Origin of the sequence: Amycolatopsis bullii (assembly GCF_014654205.1) — a bacterium.
Classification (GTDB): domain Bacteria; phylum Actinomycetota; class Actinomycetes; order Mycobacteriales; family Pseudonocardiaceae; genus Amycolatopsis; species Amycolatopsis plumensis.
On record NZ_BNAW01000041.1, the window covers coordinates 36,430 to 59,346 of the forward strand.

21 protein-coding genes are annotated in these 22,917 nt (G+C 71.5%); 9 read left to right on the top strand and 12 right to left on the bottom strand.

Annotated elements, in window-relative coordinates:
• Positions 1-129: 129 nt before the first annotated feature.
• Together IE317_RS32935 and IE317_RS32940 are read left to right on the top strand one after the other, a co-directional pair.
• Positions 130-1,056 (top strand): hypothetical protein, encoded by a 927-nt coding sequence (locus IE317_RS32935; RefSeq protein WP_191315269.1) that lies wholly within the window; start codon positions 130-132, stop codon positions 1,054-1,056.
• A gap of 5 nt (positions 1,057-1,061) precedes the next feature.
• Positions 1,062-2,129 (top strand): pentapeptide repeat-containing protein, encoded by a 1,068-nt coding sequence (locus IE317_RS32940; protein ID WP_191315270.1) that lies wholly within the window; start codon positions 1,062-1,064, stop codon positions 2,127-2,129.
• 40 nt (positions 2,130-2,169) lie between these two features.
• Here the strand turns inward: IE317_RS32940 and purL are convergent, their stop codons facing one another.
• Complete coding sequence (gene purL, locus IE317_RS32945) at positions 2,170-4,476, bottom strand: phosphoribosylformylglycinamidine synthase subunit PurL (protein ID WP_373309181.1); 2,307 nt, start codon at positions 4,474-4,476, stop codon at positions 2,170-2,172.
• 568 nt (positions 4,477-5,044) lie between these two features.
• Between purL and IE317_RS32950 the strand changes: the two genes are divergently transcribed.
• The 3 genes from IE317_RS32950 to IE317_RS32960 all read left to right on the top strand — a co-directional run bounded on the left by IE317_RS32950 (position 5,045) and on the right by IE317_RS32960 (position 9,075).
• Positions 5,045-6,679, top strand: coding sequence for an ABC transporter ATP-binding protein (locus IE317_RS32950; protein ID WP_191315271.1), 1,635 nt, complete (start codon positions 5,045-5,047; stop codon positions 6,677-6,679).
• Positions 6,676-8,421, top strand: coding sequence for an ABC transporter ATP-binding protein (locus IE317_RS32955; RefSeq protein ID WP_191315272.1), 1,746 nt, complete (start codon positions 6,676-6,678; stop codon positions 8,419-8,421). The genes IE317_RS32950 and IE317_RS32955 overlap by 4 nt, the downstream gene beginning before the upstream one ends.
• Positions 8,422-8,649: 228 nt before the next feature.
• On the top strand, positions 8,650-9,075 hold the full coding sequence (locus IE317_RS32960) for a pyridoxamine 5'-phosphate oxidase family protein (RefSeq protein WP_191315273.1): 426 nt from the start codon (positions 8,650-8,652) through the stop codon (positions 9,073-9,075).
• 92 nt (positions 9,076-9,167) lie between these two features.
• Here IE317_RS32960 and purQ read toward each other — a convergent pair whose 3' ends face one another.
• Entirely contained in the window at positions 9,168-9,845 is a 678-nt protein-coding gene (purQ, locus tag IE317_RS32965) for a phosphoribosylformylglycinamidine synthase subunit PurQ (RefSeq protein ID WP_191315274.1), read from the bottom strand.
• Positions 9,842-10,081 (bottom strand): phosphoribosylformylglycinamidine synthase subunit PurS, encoded by a 240-nt coding sequence (gene purS, locus IE317_RS32970; protein WP_125308766.1) that lies wholly within the window; start codon positions 10,079-10,081, stop codon positions 9,842-9,844. The genes purQ and purS overlap by 4 nt, the downstream gene beginning before the upstream one ends.
• A 155-nt stretch (positions 10,082-10,236) precedes the next feature.
• Between purS and IE317_RS32975 the strand changes: the two genes are divergently transcribed.
• Positions 10,237-11,811 (top strand): GMC family oxidoreductase, encoded by a 1,575-nt coding sequence (locus tag IE317_RS32975; RefSeq protein ID WP_191315275.1) that lies wholly within the window; start codon positions 10,237-10,239, stop codon positions 11,809-11,811.
• Between the two features lie 103 nt (positions 11,812-11,914).
• Here the strand turns inward: IE317_RS32975 and IE317_RS32980 are convergent, their stop codons facing one another.
• Positions 11,915-13,411 carry an aldehyde dehydrogenase family protein gene (locus IE317_RS32980; RefSeq protein ID WP_191315276.1) on the bottom strand — a complete coding sequence of 499 codons (1,497 nt, stop codon included), beginning with the start codon at positions 13,409-13,411 and terminating at the stop codon, positions 11,915-11,917.
• A gap of 33 nt (positions 13,412-13,444) precedes the next feature.
• Complete coding sequence (locus tag IE317_RS32985; protein ID WP_191315277.1) at positions 13,445-14,584, bottom strand: MFS transporter; 1,140 nt, start codon at positions 14,582-14,584, stop codon at positions 13,445-13,447.
• Between the two features lie 61 nt (positions 14,585-14,645).
• Between IE317_RS32985 and IE317_RS32990 the strand changes: the two genes are divergently transcribed.
• Positions 14,646-15,575: an ArsR/SmtB family transcription factor gene (locus IE317_RS32990; protein ID WP_191315278.1), complete on the top strand. Its 930-nt coding sequence runs from the start codon at positions 14,646-14,648 to the stop codon at positions 15,573-15,575.
• 230 nt (positions 15,576-15,805) lie between these two features.
• Here the strand turns inward: IE317_RS32990 and IE317_RS32995 are convergent, their stop codons facing one another.
• Positions 15,806-16,684 carry a hypothetical protein gene (locus IE317_RS32995; protein WP_191315279.1) on the bottom strand — a complete coding sequence of 293 codons (879 nt, stop codon included), beginning with the start codon at positions 16,682-16,684 and terminating at the stop codon, positions 15,806-15,808.
• A gap of 253 nt (positions 16,685-16,937) precedes the next feature.
• Between IE317_RS32995 and IE317_RS33000 the strand changes: the two genes are divergently transcribed.
• Positions 16,938-17,573: an MBL fold metallo-hydrolase gene (locus tag IE317_RS33000; protein ID WP_191315280.1), complete on the top strand. Its 636-nt coding sequence runs from the start codon at positions 16,938-16,940 to the stop codon at positions 17,571-17,573.
• Here IE317_RS33000 and IE317_RS33005 read toward each other — a convergent pair.
• From IE317_RS33005 to IE317_RS33015, 3 genes are all read right to left on the bottom strand, one after another.
• Positions 17,570-18,265, bottom strand: coding sequence for a DUF2334 domain-containing protein (locus tag IE317_RS33005; RefSeq protein ID WP_229903041.1), 696 nt, complete (start codon positions 18,263-18,265; stop codon positions 17,570-17,572). The two genes, IE317_RS33000 and IE317_RS33005, sit on opposite strands and share 4 nt — an antisense overlap.
• Positions 18,266-18,339: 74 nt before the next feature.
• Entirely contained in the window at positions 18,340-18,804 is a 465-nt protein-coding gene (locus tag IE317_RS33010; protein ID WP_191315281.1) for an NADPH-dependent FMN reductase, read from the bottom strand.
• Positions 18,725-19,729 carry a phosphoribosylaminoimidazolesuccinocarboxamide synthase gene (locus IE317_RS33015; RefSeq protein ID WP_191315282.1) on the bottom strand — a complete coding sequence of 335 codons (1,005 nt, stop codon included), beginning with the start codon at positions 19,727-19,729 and terminating at the stop codon, positions 18,725-18,727. Before IE317_RS33015 ends, IE317_RS33010 begins: the two co-directional genes overlap by 80 nt.
• A 47-nt stretch (positions 19,730-19,776) precedes the next feature.
• Between IE317_RS33015 and IE317_RS33020 the strand changes: the two genes are divergently transcribed.
• Positions 19,777-20,583, top strand: coding sequence for an SAM hydrolase/SAM-dependent halogenase family protein (locus tag IE317_RS33020; RefSeq protein WP_191315283.1), 807 nt, complete (start codon positions 19,777-19,779; stop codon positions 20,581-20,583).
• Here IE317_RS33020 and IE317_RS33025 read toward each other — a convergent pair.
• The 3 genes from IE317_RS33025 to IE317_RS33035 all read right to left on the bottom strand — a co-directional run bounded on the left by IE317_RS33025 (position 20,466) and on the right by IE317_RS33035 (position 22,911).
• Positions 20,466-21,347, bottom strand: coding sequence for an MOSC domain-containing protein (locus IE317_RS33025; protein WP_191315284.1), 882 nt, complete (start codon positions 21,345-21,347; stop codon positions 20,466-20,468). The two genes, IE317_RS33020 and IE317_RS33025, sit on opposite strands and share 118 nt — an antisense overlap.
• Before the next feature lie 62 nt (positions 21,348-21,409).
• The gene (locus IE317_RS33030; protein WP_191315285.1) at positions 21,410-22,150 is read right to left on the bottom strand and encodes an amino acid ABC transporter ATP-binding protein; all 741 of its coding nucleotides are present in this window, start codon (positions 22,148-22,150) and stop codon (positions 21,410-21,412) included.
• Positions 22,147-22,911, bottom strand: coding sequence for an amino acid ABC transporter permease (locus IE317_RS33035; RefSeq protein WP_191315286.1), 765 nt, complete (start codon positions 22,909-22,911; stop codon positions 22,147-22,149). Before IE317_RS33035 ends, IE317_RS33030 begins: the two co-directional genes overlap by 4 nt.
• Positions 22,912-22,917 lie beyond the last annotated feature (6 nt).

Sequence of the window (22,917 nt, forward strand, 5' to 3'; positions counted from 1 at the left end):
GACCGGGAGCCGGTTTCATGCCGTACCGTCCGAGCTTGCAGAACGCCGCAGCCACGTCCTGGGGGAACCGCACGCCGCCACCGGACGTCGGAAGCGCACGAACACCCAGCGCCCGGAAGGCATGGACCAATGACCTACCCGCCTCAGCCGGGCCAGCCCGGCCAGCCCGACCCGTACGGCCAGCCGCCTTCCGGCGGCTTCCAGCAGCAGGGCGGGTGGGACCCCAACCAGCAGCAACAGCCGTACCCGACGCAGCAGTACCCGCAGGGCTGGGACCCGAACCAGCAGCAGGGCTACCCGCCGGCCTCGGGCGGCTTCCCGGCGAACCCGCAGCCGGCGTGGGGCGACCCGTACGCCCAGCAGGCCTGGGCGGACCCGAACGCGCAGCAGCAGTCGGCGTGGGCGGACCCGAACGCGCAGCAGTACGGCCAGCAGGCCTGGGACCCGAACGCGGCCGGCCAGGTGTCCGGCTGGGACCCGGCGACCGGGGGCTACACGCAGGGCTTCGGCGGGCCGCCCGCACCGCCGAAGAAGAGCAAGACCGGGATGTGGATCGCCATCGGCGCCGCCGTCGTCGTCCTGCTCGCCCTGGTGGGCATCACGGGCTTCGTCGCACCCGGGTTCTTCCTCTCGAAGGACGACACCAACACGGCCGCGGCCCCGACGTCGAGCACGTCGGCCAAGCCGTCGGCGCCGACGTCGAAGCCGACGGCCAAGAAGCCGACGGTCACGAAGCCGACGGCACCCAGCGACCAGGGCGGCGGCGGCTCGGACGCCAAGGCCGTGCTGCAGGGCTTCATCGACAAGCTGAACGCGGGCGACAACAACGGGGCGGTCGCGCTGGGCTGCGCCGACTCGAAGGAACTGCTCAGCTCGTGGCTCGAGACGTTCCTCAAGCCGCCGCTGCAGCTGCAGCTCGGTGACGTGCCCACCGACAAGTACCTGGTCGAGGGCGAGGTCACCGGGACGTCCGCCGGCAAGCCGGTGAAGGGCACGCTGAGCGCGACGAACTTCGACAAAAAGGGCTTCTGCGTCAGCACCATGCTGGTGTCCTGAGCACCGTGAAGCTGTGGCGATCGCCGCTGGCGTGGACGTTCCTCGCGTCGGTGGTGCTGCTGCTCGGGGTCGGCGGCTGGCTGCTGACCGACCCCGCCACCAGCCGCAGTGACGCGCTGAAGACCGGCGGACTGGCCGGCGGCGCGATCGTGGCGCTGTACGCGCTGTGGCTGAACGACCGCCGTCGCCGGGTCGAGGAGCGCCGCCAGGACATCGAGCGGCAGCGGCACGAACTCGAGGCGCAGCGCGCGGAACAGGACCGCGAGCGGGTCGCGGACGAGCGGTTCGCGAAGGCGGTCGAGCTGCTCGGGCACGCGGCCGACCAGGTGCGGGTGGGGGCGCTGCACGCGCTGGCGGGGTTGGCGCGGAGCCGGCCGGACTACACGCAGACGGTGCTGGACGTGCTGTGCTCCTACCTGCGGCGGCCGTTCACCAGGTCTTCGCTCCCGGACCCGGATCCCGAGGAGGAGCGAGAGCTCACGGTCCGGTTGACGGCGCAGCGGCTGGTCACCGACCTGCTACCCGGCCGCGACGACTCCGGCCCGGCGTACGACCTCGACCTGACCGGCGCGCGGCTGGAGTACCTCGACCTTTCGGGCAGGTTGATCGGCGGCCTGCTGCTCCGGTACGCGTCGCTGCACAGCACCACGAACCTCAGCGGCTGCCGCTTCAAGGGCCGGGTGTACTTCACCGCCGCGGGCACGGAGTCCGGTCGCCAGGTGGGCTACTTCCGTTGCCGCGGCGCGGTTTTCGAGAGCCGCGCGTGGTTCAGCGGGACGAAGTTCGCCGAAGCCGCGGACTTCACGGAGACCACCTTCGCCGGGCCGGCGAGCTTCAAGGATGCCGGGTTCGCCGCCGATGCGATCTTCACCGGCGTCGACTTCGGCGATTCGCTCGACCTGCGGCGGGCTTCGTTCGAGGGGCAGACCGACCTGCGGTTCGCTTCGCTGCCGGAGTCGGTTTCGCTGTACAACACCTTGGTGCGCAACGAAAAAGACGTGCGCATACCCGCGGAGTGGGACCTGGAGGAACTGCGGGACGGGACGGCCCGGATCGTCGCCAAGGCGGGCTGACCGGGTTGGGGCCTCCGGCCGCGCCGAAGGCCCCGACCGGTCAGTCGAACAGGGCGGGAAGGGTGCGCTCCCAGGCCTCACGCAGCTCGTCGAGCGTGAACTCCGTGATGCCCTGCAGCTCCAGCGTCCCCGAATCCGGGTCGACCACGCCGGTCTTGCGCCACGGGAGGCCGCGCGCGGTGCACATCTCCGTGAAGCGGAGTTCTTCCGTGCGCGGGACCGCCACCAGCACGCGGCCCGCGGACTCGGAGAACAGCTGCACGAACGGGTCCTGGTCGGCGTCCAGGAACACCCGGGCGCCGCACTGTCCGATGAGGACGGTCTCGACCAGGGTCTGGATCAGGCCGCCGTCGGACAGGTCGTGGGCCGCCGAGATCATGCCGTCGCGGGACCCCGCCACCAGGATCTCGCCCAGCAGCTTCTCGCGGGCCAGGTCCACCTTGGGCGGAACGCCGCCGAGGTGGCCGTGGAGCTCGCGGGCCCAGGCCGAGCCGTCCAGCTCGTCGTGCGTCTCGCCCAGCAGCAGCAGGGTTTCGCCCGCCTCCGCGCCGATGCCCGTCGGGATGCGGCGGGTCACGTCGTCGATCACGCCGAGGACGCCGATCACCGGCGTCGGGAGGATGGCCGTCGACCCCGTCTGGTTGAAGAAGCTGACGTTGCCGCCGGTGACCGGGATGCCCAGCTCGACGCAGCCGTCCGCCAGGCCGTGCACCGCCTGCTCGAACTGCCACATCACGCCCGGGTCGGTGGGGGCGCCGAAGTTCAGGCAGTCCGACACCGCGACCGGCGTCGCGCCGCCGGTGGCGACGTTGCGGTACGCCTCCGCCAGCGCCAGCTGCGCGCCGCGGTACGGGTCCAGGTAGACGAACTTGCTGTTGCAGTCCGTCGCGACCGAGACGCCGCGGCCGGTCGACTCGTCGATCCGGATCATGCCCGAGTCCGACGGCTGGGCCAGCACGGAGTTGCCGCGCACGTACCGGTCGTACTGCGACGTCACCCATTCCTTCGACGCCTGGTTGGGCGCGGAGATGAGCTTGAGGACGTCCGCGCGCAGTTCGTCCGGAGTGGACGGACGCGGCAGCTTCGCCGAGGTGTCGGCGATCAGGGTGTCCTGAAAGGACGGACGCTCGATCGGGCGGTCGTACACCGGGCCCTGGTGGGCCACCGTGTGCGCGGGGACGTCGACGACGACCTCGTCGTGCCAGGTGATGACCAGGTGCTCGCCGTCGGTGACCTCGCCGATGTCGGTGGCGATGACGTCCCACTTGCGGCAGACGGCCATGAACGCCTCGACGTTCTCCGGCGAGACGACCGCGCACATGCGCTCCTGCGACTCGCTGGAGAGCACCTCGGCGGGCGTCATCCCGGTGGCGCGCAACGGAACGCGGTCGAGGTAGATGTGCATGCCGCCGTCACCGGCCGCGGCGAGCTCCGACGTCGCGCAGGACAGCCCGGCGCCGCCGAGGTCCTGGATGCCGACGACGAGCTTCTGGGCGAACAGCTCGAGGCAGCACTCGATGAGCACCTTCTCGGTGAACGGGTCGCCGACCTGGACGCTCGGCAGCTTCTTGCGGCCCGACGCCGACTCGTCACCCGAAAAGGTGTCACTCGCCAGGACGGAAACGCCGCCGATGCCGTCGAGGCCGGTGCGGGCGCCGAACAGGATGATCTTGTTGCCGGTGCCGGACGCGAAGGCGAGGTGCAGGTCCTCGACGCGCATCGCGCCGACGCACAGCGCGTTGACCAGCGGGTTGCCCGAGTAGGACGGGTCGAAGACGAGCTCGCCGCCGATGTTCGGCAGGCCGAGGCAGTTGCCGTAGCCACCGACGCCGGCGACCACGCCGGGCAGCACGCGCTTGGTGTCCGGGGCGTCGGCCGGGCCGAAGCGCAGCGCGTCGGCGACCGCGAGGGGCCGCGCGCCCATCGCCATGATGTCGCGGACGATGCCGCCGACGCCGGTCGCCGCGCCCTGGTACGGCTCCACATAGGACGGGTGGTTGTGGCTCTCCACCTTGAAGGTGACCGCCCAGCCCTCGCCGATGTCGACGACACCGGCGTTCTCGCCGATGCCGGCCAGCATCTTGGCCTTCATCTCGTCGGTGGCGGTCTCCCCGAAGTAGCGCAGGTGCTTCTTGGAGGACTTGTACGAGCAGTGCTCGCTCCACATGACCGAGTACATCGCCAGCTCCGCGTCGGTGGGCCGGCGGCCGAGGATCTCCCGGATGCGGGCGTACTCGTCGTCGGCGAGGCCCAGTTCGCGGTAGGGCTGGGTGTGGTCCGGGGTCGCCCCGGCGCGGTCGGTGGTGTCAACGGTGCTGGTCACGGTGTCCGTGTCAGGGTTCGCCACGGCCGTCAGGATACGTGCCGGGCCCGGCCGCCCCGGACGGTGGTCCACCGAAGCCGAGCGGCCCGCGAGCGGTGTGACCGAGCCGACATCCAGCGCGGCCGGGCGGCTTGGGGCGGGTGCCGCGCATTGTGGACAACTCGGGTGCGGGCTGGGCGCGCGGCCCGGAATTGTCGGTGGCGGCGAGTAACGTTGAATTCGGGGGTCCCCCGAGCGCGGGGGTGCTGCTGGGGACAACTTGGGCGCCTGCGCACCGTTGGGGACAACTCGGGGCGCGGCTCGGGCGGCGGCCCGGAAATGTCGGTGGCCGCGAGTAACGTCGAAACCGGGGGTCCCCCGAGCGCCGGGGGTGCTGCTGGGGACAACTCGGGCGCCTGCGCACCGATGGGGACAACTCGAGGCGCGGCTCGGGCGACGGCCCGGAAATGTCGGTGGCCGCGAGTAACGTCGAAACCGGGGGTCCCCCGAGCGGCCGGGGCGTTCGGCTGCCCGGAAGGGCACCCGGCGGTGGCGGCCGGAGCGCGCGAAAATCGGTCGCCTTCTGCTGGTCGGCGGCTTACCGTCGGGAATCGTGCTTTCCGCCACGTATCCCTTTCCGCCGCTGCGGCTGCCCGCGCGGCCGACCGCGAGCCGCTTCCTGCTCGCCGTGTTCCGGGCTCGGCTCGGCACGGTGCTCGGGGCCGCCGCGATCGGTGTCGTCTGGGCGCTGCCCGGTGCGCTGCTGCCGCTGGTCGTCGGGCAGGGCATCGGCGCCATCGGCGCGCACGACGGTGCCGCCGTCGCGCGGTGGGCGCTGGTCGCGGCCGCGCTCGGGCTGGTGCAAACGCTCTTCGGGACCTGGCTGCACTTCCTCAACTACGGCCTGTGGCTGCACGGCGCGGGCTCGACCCAGCGGCTCGTGTCGGCGCACACCACGCGCGTCGGCGCCGGGCTGCGCGAGCAGACCACCACCGGCAACCTCGTCGCGATCTCCACCACCGACATCAACCACATCGGCAACACCGTCGAGATGACCGGCCGCGCGTTCGGCTCGCTGCTGGCGTTCGTCGTGGTCGCGGTGTGGCTGGTCTCGACGTCGCCGCTGCTCGGCGTGGTCGCGCTGGTCGGCGTGCCCGTCGCGGTGCTCGGCATCGGGCCGCTGCTCGCCCCACTGCAGAAGCGCAAGGCCAAGCAGCGCGAGAAGCGCGGGGACGTCAACGCCCTCGGCGCGGACATCGTGTCCGGCCTGCGGATCCTGCGCGGCATCGGCGGCGAGCGGCGGTTCTTCGCCCGCTTCCGCGAGACGAGCCAGCGGGTGCGGCGGGCCGGCGTCGAGGTCGGCAAGGCCGAGGCGTGGCTGGCCGCGGCGGAGATCGCGCTGCCCGGCCTGGTCACCGTGGTGATCACCTGGCTCGGCGCGCGGCTGGCCGTGGCCGGCTCGATCGACGTCGGCCAGCTGGTGGCGTTCTACGGCGTCTCGGCCTTCCTGATCTGGCCGGTCAACGCCGCGACGGAGGCCGTCGGGTCGATCACGTCGGGCCTGGTCGCGTCGCGGAAGGTGGTGGCGCTGCTGGCGATCCGCCCGAAGCTGGCGGACCCGGAGACGCCGGTGCCGCTGCCCGGCGGCCCGCTGGAACTGGTGGACACCGAGTCCGGGGTCCGGGTGGCGCCCGGCCGCCTGACGGTCGTCGACTTCGGGGCAGGCGGCGAAGCGGTGGCCGACCGGCTGGCGCGGTTCGCCGATCCGGCCGAGGGCGAAGAGGTGCTGGTCGGCGGCGTCCGGGCGGACCACGTCGCGCTCGCGGAGCTGCGGCGGCGGATCGTCTACGCGCACAACCAGGACATCTGGTTCTCGGGCGTGCTGCGCGAGCAGCTGGCGCCGGCGCGGCCGGGCGGCGTCAGCCTCACCGAAGCGCTGTACGCGGCCGACGCCGACGACATCGTCGAGGCGCTGCCCGACGGCATCGACGAGGTGATCGGCGAGCGCGGCCGCGAGGTGTCCGGCGGCCAGCGACAACGGCTGAACCTGGCCCGCGCGCTGGCGACCGACGCCGACGTCCTGGTGCTCGACGAGCCGACGTCGGCCGTCGACGCGCACACGGAGGCCCGCATCACCGAACGCGTCGCCGAGCTGCGGCGCGGCCGGACGACGGTGGTGTTCAGCCAGAGTCCCTTGTGGACGCATGTAGCGGACGAAGTCTTCACGGCAAAGGCAGTGACGGTATGAAACGGCTTCCCACGGCGGCCCGGCGGGACGTCCGCCGCTGGGCCTGGCAGACGACCACGGCCCACAAACGCGAGTTCGGCCTGCTGCTCGGCTCACTGGCCGTGGCGACTCTGATCGGCCTGGCCGGGCCGCAGCTGCTCGGCTCGCTCGTCGACGACGTCGCGGCCGGCACCACGACCGCGCACGTCGACGTGCTGGCGGTGGTGTTCGTCGCCATCCTGCTGCTGCAGGCGGTGGCGCGGAAGATCGCGCGGATGCGTGGCGCGGTGTTCGGCGAGCTGGTGCTGGCCGAGACGCGCGAGGAGTTCGTCGGGACGGCGCTGCAGCTGCCGCTGGGCACGGTCGAGGCGGCCGGCACCGGCGACCTGCTCAGCCGCGCCACCACCGACCTCGGCCGGATCGACCACGCGGCGCGGTTCGCGGCGCCGGAGATCCTGGTCGCGACGGTGACCGTGGTGTTCACGATCGTCGCGATGGTGGTGACGTCGCCGCTGCTGTCGCTGGGCCTGCTGGTCGCGCTGCCGCTGCTGGTGCCGGTGACCGTCTGGTACCAGCGGCGGATCCCGTCGGTCATGCAGTGGATGCTCGACCGCTGGGCCGACCTGACCACCAGCGTCCACGAGACCGCGGAGGGCGCGCGCACGACCGAGGCGCTCGGGCTGACCGAGCGGCGGATCGGCGCCGCGCACGACGCGCTGGAGCAGAGCATCTACGGCGAACGCCGGATGCGCGCGCTGCAGCTGCGGTGGCTGCCGTCACTGGAGATCAGCTACGTGCTGCCGCTGGCGGTCATGCTGGTGCTGGGCCTGCTCGCGTACGCGCAGGGCTGGGCCGGGCTCGGCGAGATCACCACGATGCTGCTGTACGTGCAGGGCATGGCGGCGCCGCTGAACGAGGCGCTGTTCTGGCTGGAGGACCTGCAGGTCGCGGCGGCCGCGGCGCGCCGGATCCTCGGCGTCCGGGCGGTCGCGGTGGAGGACGGGGCGAAGGTGGCCGAGGTGCCGCGCGGGCGGGACATCGACGTCCACGACGTCCGGTTCGGCTACACCGCCGACCGCGAGGTGCTGCACGGCATCGACCTGCGGGTCCCGCGCGGCGAGCGGCTCGCGATCGTCGGGCCGTCGGGCGCGGGCAAGTCGACGCTCGGCCGGCTGCTGGCCGGCATCGCGGCGCCGTCGGCGGGCTCGGTGCGCATCGGCGGCAAGGACGTCTCGGCGCTGGCCGACGACGTGCTGCGCGGCGAGGTGCTCCTGCTGACCCAGGAGCACCACGTGTTCTCCGGGACCCTGCGGCAGAACCTGGCCCTGCCGGCCCGCCGCGCGGGCGGCGACTGGACGGACGAGGAGCTGACCGCGGCCTTGGCGTCGGCGGGTGCGGCGGACTGGGTGGCGACGCTGCCGGCCGGGCTGGACACGAAGCTGGGGCCGGGCGAGCACCCGGTGCCGGCGGCGATCGCGCAGCAGCTGGCGCTGGCCCGGGTGGTGCTGGCGGACCCGCACACGCTGGTGCTCGACGAGGCGACGTCGCTGCTGGACACGGGCTCGGCGCGGGACCTGGAGCGGTCGCTGAACAGCGTGCTGGCGGGCCGGACGGTGATCGCGATCGCCCACCGCCTGCACACGGCCGCGGCGGCGGACCGGGTCGCGGTGGTCGAGGGCGGCCGCATCACGGAGCTGGGCCCGCACGAGGAGCTGTTGTCGGCGGGCGGCTCGTACGCGCGGCTGGTGGCGGCGGCGACCTGAACCCGGACCGAGGCGAACATCCGCCTCCTCGGTCCGACTCGGCCGCCGCGGGGGCGAGCCGGACCGTGGCGGCCGAGCTGTGCCGCATGAGGAGCCGCTGCCGGCGGCTCGTACGCGCGGCTGGTCGCGGCGGCGCGCTGAACCCGGGCCGGGGCGGATTGGTCCGGAATGTCCGGAGCGGCGGACGTGTTGCTCCCCAGGGAGACGATCTTCTACCTGGGGAGTGCCATGTCTTTCGTGATGACCGCGGCCGAACGCGAGCAGTTCCTGAGCGGCGTGCACGTCGGGGTGCTGGCGGTGGAGCGCGCCGGCCGGGCGCCGCTGGCCGTGCCGGTTTGGTACGACTACGAACCCGGCGGTGAGCTGCTGATCTGGATGGAGCGCGACACGGTCAAGGACCGCTCGATCCGCGCGGCGGGCCGGCTGAGCCTGGTGGCCCAGGACGAGAACCCGCCGTACAAGTACGTGACGGCCGAGGGCCCGGTGATCGCGAACGACGAGCCTCCGACGCGCGAGCAGGCGTTGCGGATCGCGAAGCGGTACTGGCCGGAGGACCAGGCGACCGCTTACGTCGACTCCGCGCTCGGGGAGCGGTCGGTGCTGGTCCGGGTCCGGCCCGAGAAGTGGCTGTCGAACGACCAGAGCAAGAGCTGACCTCGATCCGGGGCTGTGGACAACTCGAGTCCGCAGCCCCGGAACCGTCGGTGCCCCCCGCTAGCATGGATACCGGGGGGCGCGGCCCGCCCTCAGGCCTTGACCAGCGCGTCCACCGCGCTGAAGAACATGCCGAGCCCGTCGTCCGAAGGCCCGGTCAGCGCGTCGATCGCGTGCTCCGGGTGCGGCATCAGCCCGACGACCCGGCCGTTCTCGCTGCGGATCCCGGCGATGTCGTTGCGCGACCCGTTCGGGTTGCCGCCGACGTACCGGAACACCACGCGGCCCTCGCCCTCCAGCTCGTCCAAAGTGGACTGCTCGGCCACGTAGCAGCCGTCGATGTTCTTCATCGGGATGAGGATTTCCGCGCCTTCGTCGTAGCGCGTGGTCCATGCGGTGGACGTGTTCTCCACGCGCAGCCACTGGTCGCGGCAGATGAAGTGCAGGCCCTGGTTGCGGATCATCGCGCCCGGCAGCAGGCCGGCCTCGCACAGGATCTGGAACCCGTTGCAGATGCCGAGCACCGGCATGCCCGCGCGCGCCGCCTCGATCACCGGCGTCATGACCGGCGCGAACCGGGCGATCACGCCCGCGCGCAGGTAGTCGCCGTAGGAGAAGCCGCCCGGGACGACCACCGCGTCGACGTCACGCAGGTCCTCGTCGGCGTGCCACAGCGGCACGGCCTCGCCGCCGGCGTAGCGGACCGCGCGGGCCGCGTCGCCGTCGTCCAGCGTGCCCGGGAAGGTGATGACACCGATGCGCGCGCTCACGCGTCCACCCGCTTGATCGTCCACTGCTCGATGACGGGGTTGGCGAGGAATCCCTCGGCGATCTTCTCGAGCGTCGCGTCGTCGACCGTGTCGTCGACCTCGATCTCGAAGTGCTTGCCCTGGCGGATCTCCTTGATCCCGGTGAACCCCAGGCGGCCGGCGGCGCCGAGCGCGGCCTGTCCCTGCGGGTCGAGGATTTCGGGCTTCGGCATGACGTCGACGACGACTCGGGCCACGGCAGGCTGCTCCTTATTCACGCAGGTCGTGGGTACCTCCCGAGCATAGTTCACCCTCTCGACCCCCTGGCGGGGCCCACCGGGAAACCTAAACTGGCCGACGGCGCGGAGCTGCGCCATGATGAGTCGTTGACATCTCGCCAACAGGAGGCACCGTGGCCGTCCAGGAGTCCTACGACTACGTCATCGTCGGCGCCGGCAGCGCGGGGTGCGTCCTCGCCCACCGCCTCACCGAAGATCCTTCGGCCCAGGTCCTGCTCCTCGAAGCGGGCGCGGAGGACACCGCGGACGAGATCCACATCCCCGCCGCGTTCGCGTCGCTGTTCAAGACCAAGTGGGACTGGAACTACGAGACCGTCGAGCAGAAGCACACGGGCAAGACGTCGTACTGGCCGCGCGGGAAGATGCTCGGCGGCTGCTCGTCGATCAACGCGATGATCTACATCCGCGGCAACCGCGCCGACTACGACGGCTGGCGCGATTCTCACGGCGCTACCGGATGGGGCTGGGACGACGTCCTGCCGTACTTCAAGCGGGCCGAGGGCAACCAGCGGCTCGGCGGGCCGCTGCACGGCACCGACGGCCCGCTGCACGTCGAAGACCGCCGGTTCACCCACGAGCTGTCGCACGCCTGGGTCGACTCGGCCGTCGCGTGGGGCCTCAAGCGCACCGACGACTTCAACGGCGAGAGCCAGGAAGGCGCCGGCGTCTACCAGGTGACGTGCAAGAAGGGCCGCCGGTGGTCCACGGCGGACGCCTACCTGCGCCCGGCGCTTTCGCGGCCGAACCTGACGGTGAAGACGCTGGCGCCCGCCACCCGGGTCGTCTTCGAGGGCACACGCGCGGTCGGTGTGTCCTATTTGGACAGCGGCGTGGAACGGACGGTGCACGCTTCGGCCGAGGTCATCCTTTCGGGCGGCGCCGTCAACTCACCGCAGCTACTGATGGTGTCGGGCGTCGGCCCCGCCGAGCACCTGCGCGAGCACGGCATCGACGTCGTCGCCGCGCTGCCCGGGGTCGGGGAGAACCTGCACGACCACCCGGCGTGCGGGATCATCTGGTCCACCCGTGACACGACCGACCTGGTCGACGCGGCTTCGCTCTTCGGCCTGGCGCGGTACCAGCTGACCCGGCGGGGCCCCTTGACGTCGAACATCGGTGAAGCGGGCGCGTTCTACCCGACCACGGACGGCCTGCCGGCGCCGGACATGCAGATCCACGTGGCGCCGACGATGTTCTACGACAACGGGTTGCGCGAACCGACGGTTCCCGGGTTCACGTCGGCGGCGACGCTGGTGGACGTCGCGAGCCGCGGACGGCTGCGGCTGAAGTCGGCGAACCCGTTGTGGAAGCCGGAAATCGACCCGGCGTACTACGCCGAGCCGCGAGACATGGAGACGATGATCGCCGGGCTGCGGGCGTTGATCGAGATCGGGCAGGCGGGGCCGCTGCGGCGGTTCCTGGACAAGCCGTTCCTGCCGCTGCGGCACGATTTGAGCGATTCCGAGCTGGCCGAGCACATCCGGGAGAACACGCAGACGCTCTATCACCCGGTCGGGACTTGCTCGATCGGGTCGGTGGTGGACCCGGAGCTGCGGGTTCAGGGCGTGGAGGGGCTGCGGGTGGTGGATGCTTCCGTGATGCCGGTGGTGCCGCGGGGGAACACCAACGCGCCGACGATCATGGTGGCGGAGAAGGCGGCGGACCTGATCCGGGGGCGGTCGATTTAGCGCGGCCCTCGGCCCCCCGGTTGTCCAGTTTACCGGCGGGCACCGACAGTTTCGGCGCTGTTCCGGGGTTGTGGACCCGAGTTGTCCACAACCCCGGGGTGGCTCAGCGCTTGCCGTGGAGGATGGTCACCAGCTTGGCAACCAGCGCGTCCGTCGATTCCTTGCGGCTGAACGAAGTCAACGTGAGCGGGGCCGTGAAGCGCTGGCGGGCGATGGCCTTCGTGCGGGCGAACTCGCGCAGCCCCTCCGGGCCGTGGATGCGGCCGAAGCCCGAATCGCCGACGCCACCGAAGGGCAGCGACGCGATTCCCGCGAAGGACAGGGGCGCGTTGATCGCCGTCATGCCCGTGCGCAGCTTCTCCGCCAGCTCCACGCCGCGGGACTTCGAGAACACCGTCGAGCCCAGGCCGTACTTCGTGTTGTTCGCACGCTCGACCGCTTCGTCCATGTCGCGGACCTTGGCGATCGTCACCGTCGGGCCGAACGTCTCCTCCGTCACCGCCTCGGAATCCTCCGGGACGTCGACCAGGACCGTCGGCTGCGCGTAGCGGTCGCCGACCGCCTCCTCGCCGCCCAGCACCGCCTTGCCGCCGCGGGACAGGGCGTCGTGGATGTGGCGCTTGATCACGCCCAGCTGGGACGGCATCGTCACCGGGCCGTACTGGGCCGCCTCGTCCGAGCCGGCGCGGACGTCCTTCGACTTCTCGACCACCTTCGCCACGAACTCGTCGTGGACCTTCTCGTGCACGTACACCCGCTCGACGCCGATGCACGTCTGGCCGGAGTTGGAGAACGCGCCCCACACCGTGGCGTCCGCCGCCGCGTCCAGATCCGCGTCCGCGTCGACGAGCACCGGGTCCTTGCCGCCGGCCTCGATGACCACCGGCGTCAGCGTCTCGGCCGCTGCGGCCATGATGCGCTTGCCCGTCGCCGTCGAGCCGGTGAACGCGATCTTGTCGACCCCGGCTCGCACCAGTGCCGCGCCCGTCTCGCCGAAGCCGGTGATCAGCTGCAGCACCGGCTGCTCCGGGACGATCTCGGCGAACGCGTCGACCAGCCACTTCCCGACGCCCGGGGTGTACTCGCTCGGCTTGAACACCACCGCGTTGCCCGCCGCGAGCGCGTACGCGACGGAGCCGAGCGGCGTGAACACCGGGTAGTTCCACGGGCCGATCACGCCGACCACACCCAGCGGCTGGTACTCCACCGTCGCCGCCTGGTTCGACATCAGCAGCCCCGCGGACCGCTTCTGCTTGCCGAGGATCTTCTTGGCGTGCTTGCCCGCCCACGCGATGTGCTCGATGGCCAGGACGCTCTCCAGCTGCGCGTCGGCGATCGGCTTGCCGGTCTCGTCGCGGACCACCTGGCACAGTTGAGGCAGCCGCCGCGTCAGCACGCCCTTCCAGCCTTTGAGCCGCTCGGCGCGCCCGGCGAAGCCGAGGCCCGCCCACCACTCCGCCGCGACGCGCGCCCGTTCGACGGCCGCCTTGACGTCCTCCGCGGTGTGGATCGGGTAGGTTCCGACCACCTCGTCGGTCGCCGGGCTGAGCGAGTCGAAGGTCTCGCCGACCGTCGTCGGCTTCGGCTGGACGGCAGTCATCGGCGTCTCCCGTGGGTCGAGGGTCAGCCCAGGTTACGACGTTACTGACACTGTGCCAATAGATCGTCCGGGCTTCCGCACCAGCATTGCACCGGCGATCGCCGCGGCAAAGACACCGAACAACGGGGTCACCCACAGCGGCAGGACGCCCACGGCCAGCGAGCCGAGGCCGAAGCCGGCCGCCTGCACGGTGAACGACAGCGAGAACCCGGCTGACCTGCGGTTCTTCGGCAGCACGCGCTGCAGGTTGACCGACGTCGTGGCCACCAGCGGCCCGGTGCAGCCACCGATCACCGCGACCGACGCGACCAGCCCGGGCCAGCCCAGGTCGGCGGCGAGGGCGAGCCCGCCGGCCATGAACCCGGCGAGGAACAGCCGCGGGTCGCCGGTCCGGCCCCGCCACGCGTAGAGCGCGCTGCCGGCGATGCTCGCGCCGCTCAGCACGGCGATCACCACCGGCGCGGCGGCCGCCGGTGCCCCGAGGCGCTGGACCAGGGGCAGCGGCGCCACCTCGATGGTCGACAGCAGCAGCCCGACGGTGAACGCGCAGCAGAGCCACGGCAAGTAGGTGCGGAGGCGGACCGCCGGGACGTCATCACCGGATTCCACTTGATCGGGCTCGCCCCGGCGGCGCGGGACGAGCACCGCGGCCGCCACGCAGACCGCCGCCATCATGGCGAGCGGGACGAACGTGCCGGCCAGGTCCAGCAACGCGACCAGCGCGGGGCCGCCGACCAGCACGCCTTCCATGATCATCGCGTCGACGGAGATCGCCCTGGGCAGCAGCGCGTCGTCGACCGTGTCGGCCAGGAGCGTCCGGAAGCCGCCCGACAGCGCGCCGCCCGCGATGCCCGGCAGCAGGACGAGCGCGACCAGGACCGGGGCCGGCGCGTCGGCGGCCAGCGCCAGCACGGCGTACCCGGCGGCGGTCAGGAGCAGCAGCGCGGGTAAGCCCCGCGAAGGGCCGACGCGGTCGAGCAGCCGCCCGACCGGCACCGCGCACACCATCTCGGTGGCGACGTAGACCGACATCAGCACGCCGCCGAGCCGGTAAGAGCCGGTCGTGGCCGTGGTGAGCAGGGTGAACGCGAGCGGCGCCATGGTCGCCGGCAGCCGGGCGAACTGGACACCCGCCGACCAGCGCCAGTACGCGCGATGAGTCAACAACGACATGCCGTCACGCTCTCCTGGCGCGCTGCCGCGGCATACTGATTCGGGTGAGAGCGAATCAGCCGTGATCGAGCTGGCCCTGACCGCGGCCGGGAGCCAGCGCGTCCGCTTCGCGATCTCGCCGTTGGAGGAGGTGCTGGGCGCGGTCCAGACGCTGCTCGGCCTCCGGCGGCACCCCGCGCCCCTGCCGTGGCTCTCCGGCGTGCCGGATGTGCCCGAGCTGACGGCGGTGCTGAGCGGGCGGCACTACATCACCGAGTTCCTGAGCCCGCCGCCCGACGGTCCCGAGACGACCGCCGAAGCGCAGCTCGAGGTGGTCCGCGCGACGCCGCCGGAGCAGGTGGCGCTGGAGCTGGGCATGGTCGACGCGGACCTGTCCGGGCTGCCGGCCGACCCGGCGGCCGCGCGCGACCTGCTGGCCGGCCAGCTGGAGACGGTGTGGCGGTCGGTGCTGGCGCCGCAGTGGCCCCGCCTGCGCGAGCTGCTCGCGGCGGACATCGCGCACCGGACGCGGCAGCTCGGCTCGGGTGGGATCGCGGCAATGCTGGCGGAGCTCCACCCGCGCGTCCGGCTGTCGGGGACGTCGGTGCTGGTCGACGTCCGGGCCCGCGAGCGGCTTTCGATCGACTCGCGCGGGCTGCTGCTGATCCCGGCGGTGTTCGCGTGGCCGAACGTCGGGGTGGTGACGGTGCCGCCGTGGCAGGTTTCGCTGCTGTACCCGGCGCGCGGGGTGGCTTCGCTGTGGAGCACTTCCGCGCCGTCCGAACCGCTGGTCGAGGTGCTCGGCCGGACGCGGGCGCTGCTGCTGACGACCCTCGACCGCCCGGCGGCGACGACCGAACTGGCCCGGCGGCACGGACTGGCGGCGGCAACGGTTTCGGCGCACCTGACGGCGTTGCGTGGCGCGGGGTTGCTGGCTTCGGAGCGGCGGGGGCATCGGGTGCTGTACCGGCGGACGGAGCTGGGGGATGCGTTGCTGACCGGGAAGCTTTGACCCGGAGTTGTCGACAAATTCTCCAGCAAGCGACAAGGGAATTGTGGTTGAGTCAGCCTTTCGTGGGTTTCGGCGGACACGGAGTCGTCGAGGCGCTAGAGTCGCGGTCTTCGGCCGGAACCTCGGCCGGACTGGTGTGATGACTAAGTCGAGGATGGTCAATGATTCACCAAGGTGGCGAAGGCGGAGACACGTAGTTTCGCCTGCAGCAGCCCCGTCCCTCGGACGGGTTACCTCGGCTTTTTGAGGTCGAGGCGCATCCCGACGCGAAGGCGTGGCGGGATGTTCCTCGCCACCAGGCACACCTCGGTGGGCCCGGCACCGTTGCGCCGGACCGCCAGCGAGTAGTCGTGTTGCCCCTTCAGCAGGCCGATCGCATCACAAGCCACGTCGCTGCCTTCGGGCAGTTGAATCGCGTACTCCAAGTAGTCGGTGACGCACGCGAACCTCAACGCGAATTCGTCCGGGCGCCGATCCCGCATCAGGGGAGCACATTTACCGGGCCACGCCTTTTCGATCACCATGACGATTTCGTCGCCCCGCCTCGCCGGACTGCCGAAATGTGCGATGATTTCCAGTCTTCCATCGTTCAGCCAAGTCGACGTCGCATCTCGCCGAGTACCGCCGATACCATCGACTTCGAGCGACTTGACATCCACCTTCACTTTGCGGCGCGCGCGTTCGGGCTGCTTCCACCCCGCACCAGTGCGAATGGCGAAGAAGTCGAGCAAATCGCATTCGACGATCGCCTTGACGGTGATCACCTCGCTGGCGTCGCCGTTCGGCCGCACCACGGCGGACTCCACCCAGCTGGCGATCCGCCACGAGTGACCGTGGCGCTCCTTGAGGACCGTGCAGTAGTACTGGAGCAACCGGCGGTCGAGTTCCGTTCGTGACCGCCATTCCACCCGGTTCGCGATCAGGAGGATGTACAACCCGATCACCCCGAGCAGCACCGCCACGATTGCGCCCGCCTTTATCGCCGAGTTGCCCAGCAACGCACTGAGCAAGCCGCCGAACGCAAGGATTCCCAGCACGCCTTCCACCAGACCGACAATGCCGGTGTAGATGACATATTCTCGGAGCCAGCCGAGGAAGCTCTTCAGCATTGGGCGCCCCACTCCCTGCCGCAACGGGTGCCGGACGCTCAAGAATAAGTCATTTGCGCACCTTCCGGCCAAGTTGCTCCGTCCGAGTGGACAAATTGGTGACATTCTCGAAAAACGGAAACCGAGCGTCACCACCGCCGCGGATTTCGGTGCGGCAGCGGAGGAGGGGCCGCCGGTCGGCCACCGAGCGTGTTGGCGGGCCGCCGACAACCTGCCTAGGCTGGGATCGACCACCCGTGAAGGAGTACCAACGATGCGTATCGTCCATTTCGGACACGCCTGCCTGTTGCTGGAGACCGGTTCCGAGCGGATCCTGATCGATCCCGGCGTCTTCTCCACCGGCTTCGAGGGTGAGCGGGAGCTGTCCGCCGTGCTGGTGACGCACCAGCACTTCGACCACCTCGACGTCGAGCGGCTGCCCCGGGTCCTCGAAGCCAACCCCGGTGCGAAGCTGATCGTCGATCCCGGCTCCGCTCCCGAGGTCGAAAAGCTGGGCCTGCAGTTCGACATCGCCAACGTCGGAGATGCCTTCGCCGTCGGGGACACCTCGATCAAGGCCGTCGGCGGGGAGCACGCCGTCATCCACTCCGACATCCCCGTGATCCCGAACATCGGGTACGTCTTCGACGACGGTGCCTTCTTCCACCCCGGCGACTCGTTCTTCGTGCCGGAGCAGAAGATCGACGTGCTCGGGCTGCCCACCGGCGCTCCGTGGCTGAAGGCCGGGGAGGCCGTCGACTACCTGCGGGCCGTCGCGCCGCGGGTCGCCGTTCCCATCCACGAAGCCGTGCTCGCCAATCCGGCCATGCACTACGGCCTGTTCGGCAACCTCGCGCCCGAAGGGTCCGAGATCAAGGTGCTCGACCGGGGTGAACCGGCGAAGTTCTAGGCCGCGACCGCGCGCAGCGAACCGTAGGTCGCGCCGAACGCGCGGTTCTCCAGGGCGACGTCCACCGCGTCGAGCACGGCCTGGCGGAGGCCGGGTCGGGTCAGGTCCGTGGCTGCCACCCCCAGCCGGACCAGCCCGCCCCGGCGGGCCGAGCGCGCCGCCGCCAGCACCAGCGCGAAGCAGCGCACCGTCTCCGTGCGGTGCGACTGGCTCGTGAACTCGCTCACCCGCGCGCGGCGCACCTCGCCGGTGACGAGGTCCCGCACCGCGCCGAGGTCCGCGCACAGCCGGAAACCGTGCTCGGCCAGCGCCTGCAGCGTGCCGGGGGAGGCGATCCAGCGCGGCGGCGCGAAGCCGTCCACCGACAGCCCCGCGTTGTCCAGCGCGGCCTTCGCGGCGATCAGGCGCAGGCGTGCCTCGTGCGCCGGCAGCGCCGCGAACTCCGCCTTCTTGCCCAGGTGCACCGTGCGGTGCGTGGGCGTGACGGTGTGGTCGTAGCCGTGCAGGAGCACGGAATCACCGCCGCGGGCGCGGGCGCGCACCCACTCCGTCACCGGGCCTTCGCCGGTGCGGGCGGCGTACAGCACCGACAGCGGCACCTTCCGGCGGTCGAGCTCGGCCGCGAGGTCGGCGCACCGGTGCAGCGTGCGCGGGGTGATTCCCGACAGCGAAACCAGCAAGCGAGCGTCCACGCCTTCATTGGGACGCACGCGGCTGACGTCGCCGTGAACTGCACAGAACGGGCGAGCGTCCGTTGCCGGAAGGGTCAGGCGCCCTGGCGCAGCCGCGACACCGCCACGGCGATCCGGCCGCGCAGGTCGGGATCGGCGACCTGGCCGTCGGCGACGTCCGCGCGGGACACCGGGATCCGCGCGCACGCCTCCTCGACGATCTTCGCACCCGTGTACGTCAGGACCTTGCGCAGCGAGTCGTGGGCGTCCCGGCCACCGGTCGGGGCCGCGACCGAGGACGCGTTGATCCACGCCACCGGCTTGCCGTACATCTCGCCGCCGCCGACCGTCCAGTCGAGGAGGTTCTTGAACGAGCCCGGCAGGCCGCCCGCGTACTCGGGCGTGCAGATCAGGACCGCGTCGGCCTCCTTCAGGGCGGCACGCAGCGCCGCGACCTCGGGGTGCAGCGGGTCGCGGTCGTCATCGGGGTTGAAGTGCGGCAGGTCGCCTAGGCCGGTGTACGTCTTGCTCGCGGTGAGGGTCGCGACGGTCCCCAGCACCGCCGCATTGCCCGAGCCGGCTCGCAGGCTGCCGCAGATCAGCAGGATCACGCGGCCAGTCTGCCAGCGAAAGCCCGGTGATGCGGTGGTACGCCTCGATGTACCGGTCGCGCGTGGCCGTCACCACTTCGGGTGGCAACGGCGGCAGCGCGGACACGCAGTCCCAGCCGGACGCCGGGTCGACCAGCCAGTCGCGCACGTGCTGCTTATCGAACGACGGCTGCGGGACGCCGGGCTGGTGACCGTCGGCGAGCCAGTAGCGTGCCGAATCCGGCGTCAGCAGCTCGTCGGCGAGCACCAGGCCGCCGTCGCGGCCGATGCCGAATTCGAACTTCGTGTCGGCCAGCAGCAGGCCCTGCTCGGCCGCGCGCGCCGCGCCCCGGCGGTACAGCTCCAGGGACGCCTCCCGGACCTCTTCGGCGAGCGCGCGGCCGAGCACCGACACGCAGGTGTCGAAGTCGATGTTCTCGTCCTTCTCCCCCGGCAGCGCCTTGGTGGACGGCGTGAAGATCGGCTCGGGCAGCCGCGCCGACTCGGCCAGGCCGGGCGGCAGCGCCAGCCCGCACACCTGCCCGGACCGGCGGTAGTCGGCGTACCCGCGGCCGGTGAGGTAGCCGCGCACGACCGCCTCCACCGGCAGCATGTCGAGCCGCTCGACCAGCAGCGCGCGGCCGCGGACGGACTCGGGGATCAGCGGCCCCTCGCAGGTCACGAGGTGGTTCGGGAGGACGTCGGCGAGCTCGCGGAACCAGAACACGCTCATCGCGGTGAGCACGCGGCCCTTGCCGGGGACCGGCGTGGGGAAGACGCGTTCGAACGCGGAGATGCGGTCGGAGGCGACGACCAGCAGGTGGTCGCCGCCCACGGCGTAGAGGTCGCGGACCTTGCCCGTGGCGAGCCGTTCGAGGGTGGGGAGGGGTGTCACGCACCGAACCCTAACGCGCACCCTCCGCCACCATGGATGATGCTGGCATGGCGTACGACTGGATCTCGGTGACGACCGACTACGGCCTGCGCGACGGCTTCGTGGCGGCCTGCCACGGCGTGATCGCGCGGCTCGCACCCGCGGTGCGGGTGATCGACGTGACCCACGAAGTGCCGCCCCAGGACATCCGGCACGGGGCGATGGCGCTGGCCCAGACCGTCCCCTACCTGCCGGAGTCGGTGCACGTGGCCGTGGTCGACCCCGGTGTCGGCACCGCCCGGCTCGGCGTGGTCGTCGTCGCGGAGGACGGGCTGCTGGTCGGGCCGGACAACGGCCTGCTGCTGCCGGCCGCGCAGGCCCTCGGCGGGGTCCGGGCGGCCTACGAGCTCGCCGAGCCGTCGCTGCGGCTGCCGGCGACGTCGGCGACGTTCCACGGGCGGGACGTCTTCGCGCCCGCGGCCGCGCACCTGGCGCTGGGCGTCGCGCCGTCGGACTTCGGCGACCCGGTGGACGGCCTGGTCGCGATGCCGGAGCCGTTCGTGGCCGCGTTCCCGGGGAAGCTCGTGTCGGAGGTGCTGACGGTCGACCACTTCGGCAACGTCCAGCTGGCCGCGACCCCGGCGGACCTCGAGCTCTCGGGCCTGTCCGGCGCGGTGACCGTGCACAGCGAGCGGGTGGCGGTGTCCACGGTGCTCGGACGGACCTTCGCCGACGTGCCCGCCGGCGCTTCGGTGCTCTACACCGACTCGGCGGGACGGCTCGCCGTCGCCGTGAACGGCGGCTCCGCGGCGGCCGTGCTCGGGCTCGGGCCGGCCCAGGAGTGCACGATCACCTCGTCGCCGACGGCGACCTGACCCGGGTGCAGCACCGCGGCCTTCATCCCGAAGACGACGCCGCCCCGCGGGGCACGCCGGTAGGTCGCGAGGGTGCGGATCGGCTCGGGACCGGCCTTCGCGCCGGTCTCCTGGTCGATCATCGGGACCTGGCAGCGGACGCACTGCTCCGCGTACCCGATCCTCGCGGTGCCGACGGTCAGTTCGCGGGCGTCGTCTTCGCGGTGGGGTTCGGCCCAGCCGGCGATGACGATGTTGGGGCGGAAGCGATCCATCGGGACGGGCTCGCCCTGCCCGGCGGCGATCCGTTCGTTCAGGGTGTCCAAAGAGGACTCCGAGGCGACGAGCAGCGCGTGCCCGTCGGGAAAGGCGGCCGCACCCGGGGTCTCGCCGCCGGTGACGCGGTGGTGGTCGGGGGTGAGGCCGATCAGTTCGGCGGGCCGGCCGAGCAGGCCGGAGAACCACTCGTCGGCTCGGGGGTCTTGCCGGACGCCTTCGCCGTCCCACCCGGCCATCGACACCGGGCGTCGCGGGCCGTCGCGCCGGATGCCGACGACGAGGTCTTCACGGCCGGGAGCGGACAGCGCGAGCCGGTCGCCGAGCACCCGCGGCCGGACGGTCGCCATGACCGGGTGCGGCCGCTGGGTGAGGATCTCGCTGTCCGGGGTGATGACCTGGAAGACGCGGTCGTTCGGGAGCCCGGTGAGGGTCACCTCGGCGGCCGGCACGTCGATGCCCGCGCAGGACTTGACCGGGTAGTACGTCAGCCGAGCGATTCTCGCCATCTCCGCAGGTTACCCGGGCTGCCGCCGCCGAAGCGTGCTCTTTTCAGAGCACCCTGCAAGTTTCAGAGGACCTGGGAGAGGAACCGCTGCAAGCGGGGGCTTTGCGGCTCGTCGAAGATCTCTGCCGGTGGGCCCTGCTCCACGATGCGGCCCGCATCCATGAACGCCACCTCGTCGGCCACGCTCCGGGCGAAGCCCATCTCGTGCGTCACCACGATCAGGGTCAGGCCCCGGGAGGCCAGGCCCGCCATCAGGTTCAGCACGCCCTTGACCAGCTCCGGGTCCAGCGCGCTCGTCGCCTCGTCGAAGAGCATCACCTCGGGGTCCATCGCCAGGGCCCGGGCGATGGCCACGCGCTGCTGCTGGCCGCCGGACAACGCGCTGGGCCGGTACGGGGCCTTGTCCGCCAGGCCGACGTCCGCCAAGCGCGCGCGGGCGATGGCCGAGGCCTCCTCCTTGCTCAGCTTCTTCACGCTGCGCAGCGGGAGCACGATGTTGTCCAGCACGCTCCGGTGGCCGAAGAGGTTGAAGTGCTGGAACACCATGCCGACGCGCTGGCGCAGCGCGTCCGGGTCGGCCTTGATCACCGACTCGCCGTCGAGCAGCAGGTCGCCGGAATCGGGCTCCTGCAAGCGGTTCACGCAGCGCAGGAGCGTGGACTTGCCGGAGCCGGACGGGCCGATGACGCACGTCGTCTTGCCGCTTTCCACGCGGAGGTCGACCCCGCGCAGGACTTCGAGTGTGCCGAAGCTGACGTGGATGTCCCGCAGCTCCACACTGGACGAACGCACCGCCGTCGTCACGAGGGGACCTTTCCGCTGGCGACCAGGTCCAGCTCGTCTCCGTCGCCCGGCTCGTCGGCGCGCACCTTGCGGCCGGTCCGGAGCTTCTTGTCGATGTAGTTGACCAGGTGCGTCAGCGGCACGGTGATCACCAGGAAGAACACGCCCGCCGCGACCAGCGGGGACAGGTTGCCGGTGTTCGCCGCGAGGTCCTGGCCGATCCGGAACAGCTCGCGCTGCCCGGACAGCAGGCCGAGCACGTACACCAGGCTGGAGTCCTTGACCAGCGCGATGAACTGGTTCACCAGCGCCGGCAGCACCCGCCGGACACCCTGGGGGATGATCACCAGCAGCATCGCCTTGGTGTAGCTCAGCCCGAGCGCCCGGCTGGCTTCCATCTGCCCCTTGTCGACGCTCTGGATGCCGGACCGGAAGATCTCGCCGATGTAGGCGGCCGCGATCAGCGACAGCGCCAGGATGCCCATCGGGTACGGGTTCGTGCCGACGACGTCCCGCGCGAGCGTGCCGAGGCCCTGGCCGATCAGCAGGATCGTCAGGATCGCCGGCAGCCCGCGGAAGATGTCGGTGTACACCCGCGCGGGCCAGCGCAGCCACCACTTGGTGGACAGGCCCATGACGGCCAGCACCATGCCCACCACCGTGCCGATCAGCGCCGAGGACACCGACAGGATCAGCGTGTTCAGCAGGCCGGTCTTCAGCAGATCCGGCAGGACTTGGGAAATGTAGTCCCAACTGAGGAACGTGTTGATAAAATCGTCCATTGTGGA

Excerpts from the sequence above, each read along its gene's own strand:
- IE317_RS33000 (WP_191315280.1), top strand. The coding sequence starts at position 16,938 with ATGCGTATCGTCCATTTCGGACACGCCTGCCTGTTGCTGGAGACCGGT.
- IE317_RS32935 (WP_191315269.1), top strand. The coding sequence starts at position 130 with ATGACCTACCCGCCTCAGCCGGGCCAGCCCGGCCAGCCCGACCCGTAC.
- IE317_RS32960 (WP_191315273.1), top strand. The coding sequence starts at position 8,650 with ATGTCTTTCGTGATGACCGCGGCCGAACGCGAGCAGTTCCTGAGCGGC.
- IE317_RS32955 (WP_191315272.1), top strand. The coding sequence starts at position 6,676 with ATGAAACGGCTTCCCACGGCGGCCCGGCGGGACGTCCGCCGCTGGGCC.
- IE317_RS32995 (WP_191315279.1), bottom strand. The coding sequence starts at position 16,684 with ATGCTGAAGAGCTTCCTCGGCTGGCTCCGAGAATATGTCATCTACACC.
- IE317_RS33020 (WP_191315283.1), top strand. The coding sequence starts at position 19,777 with ATGGCGTACGACTGGATCTCGGTGACGACCGACTACGGCCTGCGCGAC.
- IE317_RS32980 (WP_191315276.1), bottom strand. The coding sequence starts at position 13,411 with ATGACTGCCGTCCAGCCGAAGCCGACGACGGTCGGCGAGACCTTCGAC.
- IE317_RS33025 (WP_191315284.1), bottom strand. The coding sequence starts at position 21,347 with ATGGCGAGAATCGCTCGGCTGACGTACTACCCGGTCAAGTCCTGCGCG.
- IE317_RS32985 (WP_191315277.1), bottom strand. The coding sequence starts at position 14,584 with ATGTCGTTGTTGACTCATCGCGCGTACTGGCGCTGGTCGGCGGGTGTC.
- IE317_RS33035 (WP_191315286.1), bottom strand. The coding sequence starts at position 22,911 with ATGGACGATTTTATCAACACGTTCCTCAGTTGGGACTACATTTCCCAA.